The 10,012-nt window shown below is 41.7% G+C and carries 6 protein-coding genes and 2 pseudogenes; 6 read left to right on the plus strand and 2 right to left on the minus strand.

Annotation, left to right across the window (positions count from 1 at the left end; translation table 11 throughout):
• Nucleotides 1-17: 17 nt before the first annotated feature.
• A complete protein-coding gene (gene cydB / locus ACZMIG_RS01975; RefSeq protein WP_487888940.1) occupies nt 18-1,154 on the plus strand; it encodes a cytochrome d ubiquinol oxidase subunit II in 1,137 nt (378 codons plus the stop codon).
• A gap of 114 nt (nt 1,155-1,268) precedes the next feature.
• Here the strand turns inward: cydB and pgeF are convergent, their stop codons facing one another.
• Nucleotides 1,269-2,048 carry a peptidoglycan editing factor PgeF gene (gene pgeF / locus ACZMIG_RS01980; protein WP_487888941.1) on the minus strand — a complete coding sequence of 260 codons (780 nt, stop codon included), beginning with the start codon at nt 2,046-2,048 and terminating at the stop codon, nt 1,269-1,271.
• A gap of 80 nt (nt 2,049-2,128) precedes the next feature.
• The gene (obgE, locus tag ACZMIG_RS01985) at nt 2,129-3,316 is read right to left on the minus strand and encodes a GTPase ObgE (RefSeq protein WP_487888942.1); all 1,188 of its coding nucleotides are present in this window, start codon (nt 3,314-3,316) and stop codon (nt 2,129-2,131) included.
• A 946-nt stretch (nt 3,317-4,262) separates the two neighbouring features.
• Between obgE and ACZMIG_RS01990 the strand changes: the two are divergent.
• The 5 genes and pseudogenes from ACZMIG_RS01990 to ACZMIG_RS02010 form a co-directional block, all read left to right on the plus strand.
• Nucleotides 4,263-4,458 (plus strand): annotated as a pseudogene (locus ACZMIG_RS01990) (transcriptional regulator).
• Nucleotides 4,459-4,510: 52 nt separating this feature from the next.
• On the plus strand, nt 4,511-7,216 hold the full coding sequence (locus ACZMIG_RS01995) for a type I restriction endonuclease subunit R (RefSeq protein ID WP_487888943.1): 2,706 nt from the start codon (nt 4,511-4,513) through the stop codon (nt 7,214-7,216).
• Between the two features lie 4 nt (nt 7,217-7,220).
• Complete coding sequence (locus ACZMIG_RS02000; protein WP_487888944.1) at nt 7,221-8,654, plus strand: type I restriction-modification system subunit M; 1,434 nt, start codon at nt 7,221-7,223, stop codon at nt 8,652-8,654.
• 4 nt (nt 8,655-8,658) lie between these two features.
• A complete protein-coding gene (locus ACZMIG_RS02005) occupies nt 8,659-9,810 on the plus strand; it encodes a PDDEXK nuclease domain-containing protein (protein ID WP_487888945.1) in 1,152 nt (383 codons plus the stop codon).
• Between the two features lie 5 nt (nt 9,811-9,815).
• Nucleotides 9,816-10,012, plus strand: a pseudogene (locus tag ACZMIG_RS02010) (restriction endonuclease subunit S); the annotation flags it as partial.

Below are 10,012 nucleotides of genomic sequence, written 5' to 3' on the forward strand. Positions count from 1 at the left end.
TAAAAACAAAGAAAATTATGACATATCTTTTTTTGCAACAATATTGGTGGTTCCTGGTGTCGCTGCTTGGAGCGCTGCTCGTTTTCATGATGTTTGTTCAGGGAACAAACTCAATTATCTTTTCTCTCGGGCGCAACGATGTTGAGCGTGGAATGCTGGTTAATTCTACCGGCCGCAAGTGGGAACTGACCTTCACCACGCTTGTAACGTTCGGCGGAGCTTTCTTTGCCTCGTTTCCGTTGTTCTACAGTACGAGTTTCGGCGGTGCCTACTGGCTGTGGATTATCATCCTGTTCACTTTCGTGCTGCAGGCTGTCAGCTACGAATTTCAGAAAAAGCTCGGAAATATTCTTGGCGTAAAGACCTTTCAGACCTTCCTTGTCATCAACGGATGGGTGGCTCCGTTCCTTATTGGTGTTGCCGTGGCAACATTCTTCACAGGCTCTAACTTCGTTGTTGAGAAGGCAAACTTCACCAACGGACTGTCGCCCGTGATAAGCAGCTGGGCTAACGGCAGCAACGGTCTTGACGCCCTTCTCGATGTGTGGAACATTGTACTTGGACTTGCCGTCATGTTCCTTGCGAGGGTTACAGGTATACTCTATACGGTGAACAGCGTCTCTGACATATACATACGCCAGCGCTCAAGAAAGCTGCTGCGTGTTAATCTGCTGCTGTTTCTCGTTACATTCCTGGCTTTCCTTATTTATGTCCTTGTGAAGGACGGATATGCTTACGACCCTGCAACAGGCAACATCTTTGTCGAAAATGGCAAGTATCTTTCAAACTTCCTTGCCTTGTGGCCGCTGGCTGTTATGCTTGTAGTGGGCGTTGTGCTGTTCCTTTACGGAACGGGACGCACCGTTTTCGACACCAGTTTCAATTCAGGTATATGGACAGCCGGCATTGGTGAAGTGTTGGTAGTGCTGAGTCTGTTGCTGTGTGCCGGACTTAACAACACGGCGTATTATCCTTCTGCCGTTGACCTGCAGAGCAGTCTGACCATTCAGAACAGCTGCAGCAGCGAGTTTACGCTCAGCGTCATGTCTGTAGTGTCGCTGCTCATACCGTTTGTTCTTGCATATATAGTTTATGTGTGGCGCATCATCGACCGTCACAAGATTAACCGCGAGACGGTGGAGGAGGGCGAATAATAGTCGCCATTCCGCATCATATCAACAGTAAAGGCCATATCCTGTTAACTCCGGGATATGGCCTTTACTGTTTCATTCAGTATGCCTTCAGGCATTTTCCTTGTGGCTTAGGTGTCAGCGCAATATTATTCCTGTGAATATTCTGCCTGATTCAGTGCCGAGCTTTCGCGCCGAAAAATAGTCGTTGCTGTTGTTGTAGGTGCATACCCCCGACACGTTTATGTTGTCTTCCTTCAGTCCCATGGCTGCCAGCTGCCTGCGGTTGCATTCGGGCAGGTCGATGTGCCATTTGTCTTCCTTGCGGCTTATGTCGGCCATGTTGAATCCGGCAGCCTCAAATTCGGCATAAACTTCGTCGCCTACTTCAAAGGCGTCTATCGATATGCCCGGTCCTATAACAGCCGTCAGGTCTTCCGGACGTGAGCCGAACGACACCTCCATCATCTTTACGGCCTTGCATGCTATGCGCTTTGCCGTTCCGCGCCATCCTGCATGTACCGCTGCTGCAGCGTGGTGCGCATAGTCGTATATTAATATAGGTATACAGTCGGCGGTAGACACGCCTATGCATACGTCCTTTACGTCGGTTATCAGGGCGTCGACGCCTTCAAGAATCATTCCTTTTACCGTTGCCGACAGCGACAGGAAGTCGGCACCTATCTGCATCACTTCCGTGCCGTGAGTCTGGTGCGGAATAATGACACGTTCCTTGTCAACGCCGAGTTCACGGCATAGGTCTTCAAGGTTCTTCTCAATGTCCTCAGGGTTGTCGCCGCAATATCTGTTTATGTTCAGCTCCGCATAGTTTCCGGTGCTGTGTCCGCCGTGGCGCGTGGTGCTGAATGCCGTCGTGTCGGGCGATATGTCATAATATGTAAGCTGTGGCTTCATCATAGCAAAAGTGTTTTTGGTTTATATAAAAGAGCCGCATGTTTGCCGTTGCGGCATGTCATGCGGCTCTTGTCTTATGTTTCTTATTTATCTTCGTCAATGTCAAAATACTCAACATCGTCAAGGTCCTCATAGTCGTCGATGTCCTCAATGTCTTCATCGTCAACAAACACTATCTCGTCCTCGCCCTCTTTAAGCAGTTCCTGCGGCAGTGTGCTGAGGTCTTTGTCGCGGTGAACCAGCGTGTCTTCGGCTGTAATGTCCTGCAGTTTGTTGCTCTCGCTGTTGAGCTCTTTCCACAGCACGTCTTTCAGTTCGTTGATGCCCTGACCTGTTACGGAAGATATGAACACCACGGGGATGTCGTCGGGCGTAGTCTCGCGCAGCATCTCTATCAGCTCGTCGTCGAGCAGGTCGCATTTTGTCACGGCCAGCACTCTGTGCTTGTCGAGCATCTCTGGGTTGAAGTTGCGCAGCTCGTTGAGCAGTATCTCATATTCCTTCTTTATGTCGTCAGTGTCGCCGGGCACCATAAACAGCAGCAGCGAGTTGCGCTCTATGTGGCGAAGGAATCGCAGACCGAGACCCTTGCCCTCGCTTGCACCTTCGATTATACCCGGAATGTCGGCCATGACGAACGACTGTTTGTCGTGATAGCTCACAATGCCGAGCGACGGCTCAAGCGTGGTGAACGGATAGTTGGCTATCTTGGGGCGCGCACTCGACAGCGACGACAGCAGCGTGCTCTTGCCCGCGTTGGGGAATCCAACAAGTCCCACGTCGGCGAGCAGCTTCAGTTCTAATATTATCATCATTTCCTCCATCGGCTCGCCCGGCTGAGCGTAGCGCGGAGCCTGATTGGTGGCACTGCGGAACTGGAAGTTGCCAAGTCCGCCGCGGCCGCCTTTCAGCAGCAGCACCGTCTGTCCGTCGTATGTAACGTCGCACACATACTTTCCTGTTTCGGCGTTATACACCACCGTTCCGCACGGCACGTCGATATATTGGTCCTTGCCGTCGGTGCCGTGACATTTGTCACGTCCGCCGTTGCCTCCGTGTTCGGCAAACACGTGGCGCTGATATTTCAGATGGAGCAGCGTCCAGTAGTTGTGGTTGCCTCGCAGGTAAATGCTTCCGCCTTTACCGCCGTCGCCTCCGTCGGGACCTCCGTTGGGGTTGTATTTCACATGGCGAAGATGCATGGAGCCTCTTCCGCCTTTGCCTGAGCGGCAGTAAATCTTCACATAATCTACAAAATTGGATTCCGGCATGTTGTTATCGTCTTTGTTAATATTTTGCTGCAAAAATACGAAATTATTGCAAAACGTGCAATATATAAGCGGTGCAGATAATAAAATTAAGTATTTCTTTGATATTGTTTTGCCCTGTTGCTGATTCCGTATTGTTCCGTCTAGGATCTTTTGACGCTCTGATATGTAAACACAGCTTTTGCCTTTCAAACTGATTTTCGTTGACGCTCCAGAGCGGGTATTTTCAGAAATTAAAAATATTTGTACGCAAATACTGTCGAAATCGTGTGCAAATGTAACGCCTTGTTGCTCAACATAATGCCAATATAAAACATAAAGTGTGCAATTATTTTCGCAATAAACGGCCGCAAAAAGCCAGGATTTTGCCTTAAAAACAGCCTTTTCATGATTCAAAAACGGCCCACTTTTGCCCCAAAACCGATAGGTTTATCATCAGAAAGCGCCCCGTTTTCTCCTCTTTGTAAATATCCTTTACCATTTCAAGTCCTTGTGTCCGCATTGCTTTTCTATTTCGTCAGAAAATCCAAACATTTCTGTAATGTCATATTGTAAGGCTGTTTGGAAAATTTACTTACTAAAATTAATTTTGAAATCAAATAGAAATAAGTTTAATTTAAATTCAGCCTTAATTGATTACTTCACTTTAAAAGCGGCTTTCTGCATATAAACTTAATTCTATTTTCCTTTTACTTTTCGACAGTGGCATATTTTATATTTGCCAATCGCTAAAACTGTAGTATTCTATCTTAGATAGATTTCGTTATAAATTAAAATATCTTAAATATAGTGTCTTTATCTGTTCTTAATTCAATTCTTTTAAGTTATTAATCAAGCATATACTTTTTAGATATTTAATCAGACAAATTTACAAAAAGAATTTCTGTTGTCGAATATAATTCACTATATTTGCATAATATAATTGCATCTAAAAATATAATTAAATAGAATAAAGATTGTTTTATCGGAGAGAGATTTAAAAACTTGGTTAGCGAAAAAACTGGATAGGAGCTTCAATATAGTTAACTCGTATGCTTGTAACAGAATCCATTCTAATTTGGAGACCTTACAGCAATTACTGAATTTCTTCAGTTGACATAAAAGATTTGATAACAGACAAGAAGAGCGGTAGCAGTTCTTTATAGATGTTATTATTTTCTGTATTCAACTTCCGATAATATAAAAATATAGGAATATATGACACCAGAAGAAAAAGCGAGGCAAAAAATAGATCAGTGGTTTAGCGATGCTGGTTGGAAGGTGGTCGATAGAGATAACTATGAACCAAACTGTACTGCAGTTGCTATAAGAGAAGGACTTTTAAAAGGTAACCTTGAGGCTGATTATTTCCTTTTTATTAACGGAAAGGCTATTGGTGTACTTGAAGCTAAAAGAGAAGAGATTGATCCATTTTCTGATAAAGTTTGTGAACAAGCTGTCGTATATGCCAGAAATATTCCTAAAATTTATCAAACATATCAGAAACCATTGCCTTTCATATTTACTTCAAATGGAAAAGACTTGTATTTCTGTGATTTTCGCAAACAAGATTCTTGTTTCAAGCAAATTATGACGATTCCAACTCCTCATGAATTGGTTAAATTATTGGGAATAAATGATTATTTTTCCGGGCTTCCAACTTTGCGAAGAAAAGGACTACGGGATTGTCAGTATGAGGCTGTTACAGAACTGGAAAAAAGTTTCAGAAGTGGACAGAATCGCGCCTTGATGGTATTGGCAACAGGTGCAGGTAAGACATATACCGCATGTCTTGCGGCATATCGTTTTCTTTCATATACCCCAATGAGAAGAGTGTTATTTCTTGTGGACAGGAATAACCTCGGGAAACAGGCAGAGGGGGAATTCGGAACTTTTCGGCTGACAGAAAATGGAGATGCATTCAATACAATATTTACCGTGAACCGTCTTCGTTCTTCTTCAATACCATCTGATAGCAATGTCGTTATTTCAACAATACAGCGTCTTTTTTCTTTTCTGAAAGGAGACACTATCGAGGATAATGACAACGACGATGATAATGAACCTGCAGAAGAAGTTGTATTACCTCCGAATCCAAATTTGCCACATGATTATTTTGATTTTATTATCATAGATGAGTGCCACCGCTCCATTTATGGGAATTGGCGTAAGGTATTGGAATATTTTGACACAGCCAGACTTGTTGGATTGACAGCCACACCTATTCCTGAAACAATGGCATTCTTTAACAATAATCGTATAGTTAACTACACATTGGAAAAAAGCATCGTTGATGGTGTAAATGTAGATTGCCGCGTATATCGAATCAAAACCCAAGTTACAGAAAATGGCGGTGCTATATTAGAAGGGGATAAAATCAAAGAAGAAACACGTTATACCGGAGATGTAAAAACTATTTCCAATAAAGAAACGAAAACATATACCAATAAGGAGTTAAACAGAAGTGTCATTAATCCTGCGCAAATAAAACTTATTCTGTCTACTTATCGTGATGTAGTCTATACTGAGTTATTCAATGATCCACAGCGTGAAGCCAATTTTGACTATTTGCCAAAGACTTTGATATTTGCGCTAAATGAGACTCATGCCAGCAATATCGTACAGATAGCTAAAGAAGTATTTGGACGTACAGATGACCGTTTTGTGCAGAAAATAACTTATTCTGCAGGCGATAGTAATGAATTGATACGTCAGTTCCGGAATGATAAAGATTTCAGAATTGCCGTAACTTGCACCTTGGTTGCAACCGGTACAGATGTAAAGCCTCTTGAAGTATTGATTTTCATGCGTGATGTAGAATCTTTACCTCTATATACACAGATGAAAGGACGTGGTGTGCGTACAATCGGAGATGAGCAGTTACGGAATGTCACCCCAAATGCGTTCAGTAAAGATTGTTTTTATTTAGTTGATGCCGTAGGTGTTACTGAACACGAAAAAATAATACCTACGATAACAGATGGGCCAACAACAAAGATTATTACTCTTAAAGAGCTGTTGGAACAGATTACTCATGGTTACCTTCCTGATGAGCATCTGAAACGTCTTGCTGCAACACTTTCCAGAATATACAACAAAGCAGATAATTCACAGCGGGATGAGTTCGTAGGTTTGGCTAATGATGACATGAAAGAACTTGCTTCAAGGATTTACGAAGCATTGGAAAACAATATCCTGCCGCCATTCATAAGTACCAAAGAGCCTAATAACGAACGGAAAGGTTTAGTCTCTCCGCTTGCAAATCATGCAGATGCGCGCAGGTATCTGCTTATTCTTGCTGCCGGGTTTGTCAACACTTTGATGCCTGGCGAGGACACGCTTATATCTAAAGGTTTTTCAATAGAAGAAGCTAAAAGTAGAACAGAAGCCTTTGAAGATTTCTGCAAAGAACATTGTGATGAAATAGAGGCTCTACGTATAATTTATAATAATGAAGGCGAGCCAATTACCTATTCAATGCTAAAAGATTTGGAAAACAAACTCAAGATGGCTAACAATCATTTTACTTCCAAACAATTGTGGAATTCATATGCCATTCTGAATCCAAACAGTGTTCGACGTTCTTCTACAAAAGAAGAAAGCGATGCTTTGACTAATATCATACAGCTTGTACGTTTTGCTTTACACCAAATAGAACGATTAGATAGTGTAGTTTCTACCTCTAAACAGTATTTTAATCTATGGTTAGGACAAAATCAGCGCGAAATAACAGATAAACAACGTGAAGTTATCAGTCGTATTGTAGATTATATTGCTTCCAACGGAGCTTGTACGATCAAAGAGATTCGTGAAGATGATGCAACTCAGGCAGCACAAATGATTCGTGCTTTTGGCAATATGCAGAAAGCAAACGAAGCTTTACAGTCTCTATACACATTTGTAGTTTTAAGAAAAGCAGCATAAATTTATGGCAAAAAATAATATAACAGAGCAATCGCTCACCAAAAAAGTTTGGAATCTTGCAACAACTCTTGCAGGACAAGGTATAGGTTTTACAGATTACATCACACAGCTCACCTATCTTTTATTTTTGAAGATGGACGCAGAGAATGTAGAAATGTTTGGAGAAGAATCTGCAATACCATCTGGTTATCAATGGAGTGATTTAATTTCTCTTGACGGTCTGGATTTAGTAAAGCAATACGAAGATACTCTGAAACTGCTGAGTGAACAGGAAAATCTCATCGGCACAATTTATACAAAAGCGCAAAACAAAATTGACAAGCCTGTCTATTTAAAAAAAGTCATTACTATGATTGATGAGGAGCAATGGCTGGTCATGGATGGAGACGTGAAAGGTGCTATTTACGAAAGTATCCTTGAGAAGAACGGACAAGATAAGAAAAGTGGTGCAGGTCAATACTTTACTCCACGCCCACTCATCAAAGCAATGGTAGATTGCATAGCTCCACAAATTGGAGAAACGGTTTGTGATCCAGCCTGCGGCACCGGAGGTTTCCTCTTGACTGCATATGATTATATGAAAGAGCAGTCTGCCAGTAAGGAGAAACGTGATTTCTTGCGTAACAAGGCACTGCATGGTGTAGATAACACTCCATTGGTTGTGACACTTGCTTCTATGAACCTATATTTACATGGTGTGGGAACAGAACGAAGTCCAATTGTTTGTGAGGATTCCTTGGAGAAAGAGCCATCCACTCTTGTAGATGTAATCTTAGCCAATCCTCCTTTCGGCACTCGTCCGGCTGGTTCTGTTGATATTAACCGTCCGGATTTCTATGTAGAAACGAAGAACAATCAGTTGAATTTTCTTCAACACATGATGTTGATGCTCAAAACCGGAGGTCGTGCAGCTGTAGTATTACCAGACAATGTCCTTTTTGAAGGTGGTGCGGGAGAAATAATTCGCAAGAAGTTGCTTTCGGACTTCAATTTACATACGATACTTCGTTTGCCTACAGGTATCTTCTATGCACAAGGTGTAAAAGCAAATGTATTATTCTTTTCCAAAGGTCAACCAACGAAAGAGATTTGGTTTTATGATTATCGTACTGGTATCAAACATACGCTTGCTACTAATAAATTAGAGAGACATCATTTGGATGATTTTGTCACATGCTATAATGCAGGAAATTTAGAAGGACGCAAAGAGACATATGATGCAGACAATAATCCTCAAGGGCGTTGGCGTAAATATCCGGTAGACGATATTCTCACTCGTGACAAGACAAGCCTTGATATAACTTGGATAAAACAGGGAGGAGAAACTGATGACCGCTCCTTGGCTGAATTGATGGCTGATATAAAAGAAAAAAGTAAAAATATTAGCTCAGCAGTAGCAGAACTTGAGAAGCTGCTTGCAAACATAAATGAAGATTAAGCGTATGAAGAATAATAACATAGCAATATCAATAGAACAACAATTCGGAGAAATCATAGATATTATTCTCCAACATAAAACTAATGCTTCAAGAGCTGTAAACGAAGAATTGTTACTCACTGCATGGCATGTAGGCGGATATGTCTCAGCTAAACTAAAGAACGAAGAATGGGGAAGTAAGGTCGTCACGCAACTGTCTGAATATATACGTTCCCAACGTCCTGACATCAAAGGATATAGCAAAAGAAGTATCTACAATATGGTAATGTTTTATGACGTGTATTCGTCAGAAACTTTCATAGCAACAATAAGACAATATTTGAATACTGAATTTGTGCAGCCAAAAACTGCACAAATTGAATCGAGCGACCATAAACAGGAAGTACATGTAATTGTGCAGCCAAAAACTGCACAATTTGTCCAGCCTGCAGTTGGACAAATGCCTAAGATATTGGAGTTAACGACATTGACTAATCACATAGAAATTTTATGCCGATGTAAAAGCGACGAAGAACGTTTGTTTTATATACTCTATGCCAATAAAGAGCATTTAGTAAAACGTGAGCTCCAACGTTGCATTTCTAATCAGACTTATGCAGGATTATTAGGAAGCAAGGACAATATGTCAAAAGGATTATTGGAAAGATATCCTAATGCGCCAGTCATGTTCAAAGACACCCTGTTTGTAGATTTTCTCAACCTGCCGAAAAAGCATAGCGAAACAAAACTAAGGAACGGCCTAATAGAAAACATGAAACAGTTTATCCTTGAACTAGGAAAAGACTTTATATTCATGGATCAAGAATATCGCCTTAATATTGGTGCATCTACATTCAAGGCTGATTTACTATTTTTTCATCGCGGCTTACAAGCATTGGTCGCTGTAGAATTAAAAAAGACAAAGTTTCATCCTCGCGACCTTGGACAGTTGGAATTTTATCTGGAGGCACTCGACCGCGATGTAAAACGCTCCAACGAAAATCCGTCTATCGGTATTATTCTCTGTCCTGAAGCAGACCGGGTAGTAGTAGAGTACGCTATGAGCCGAAGCATGAGTCCTACCATGATTGCTGAATACAAGCGTATTCTCATTCCACAAGAACGCATGCAGCAGCAACTGAATGAGTTTTGCAATCTATTCTTAAACAAAGACTAACCCAAATGGATACAAAGAAATTACGCCAAAAAATACTAGACCTCGCCATTCATGGTAAACTTGTTCCACAAGATCCGAATGACGAACCTGCATCCGTATTGCTTGAACGCATTAAAGCAGAGAAAGAACGTCTGATAAAAGAGGGAAAAATAAAGCGTAGCAAAAAAAGAACTAAAACTTCTGATACGCCCCATTATGAGAA

It is taken from the genome of Xylanibacter sp., from assembly GCF_057607445.1.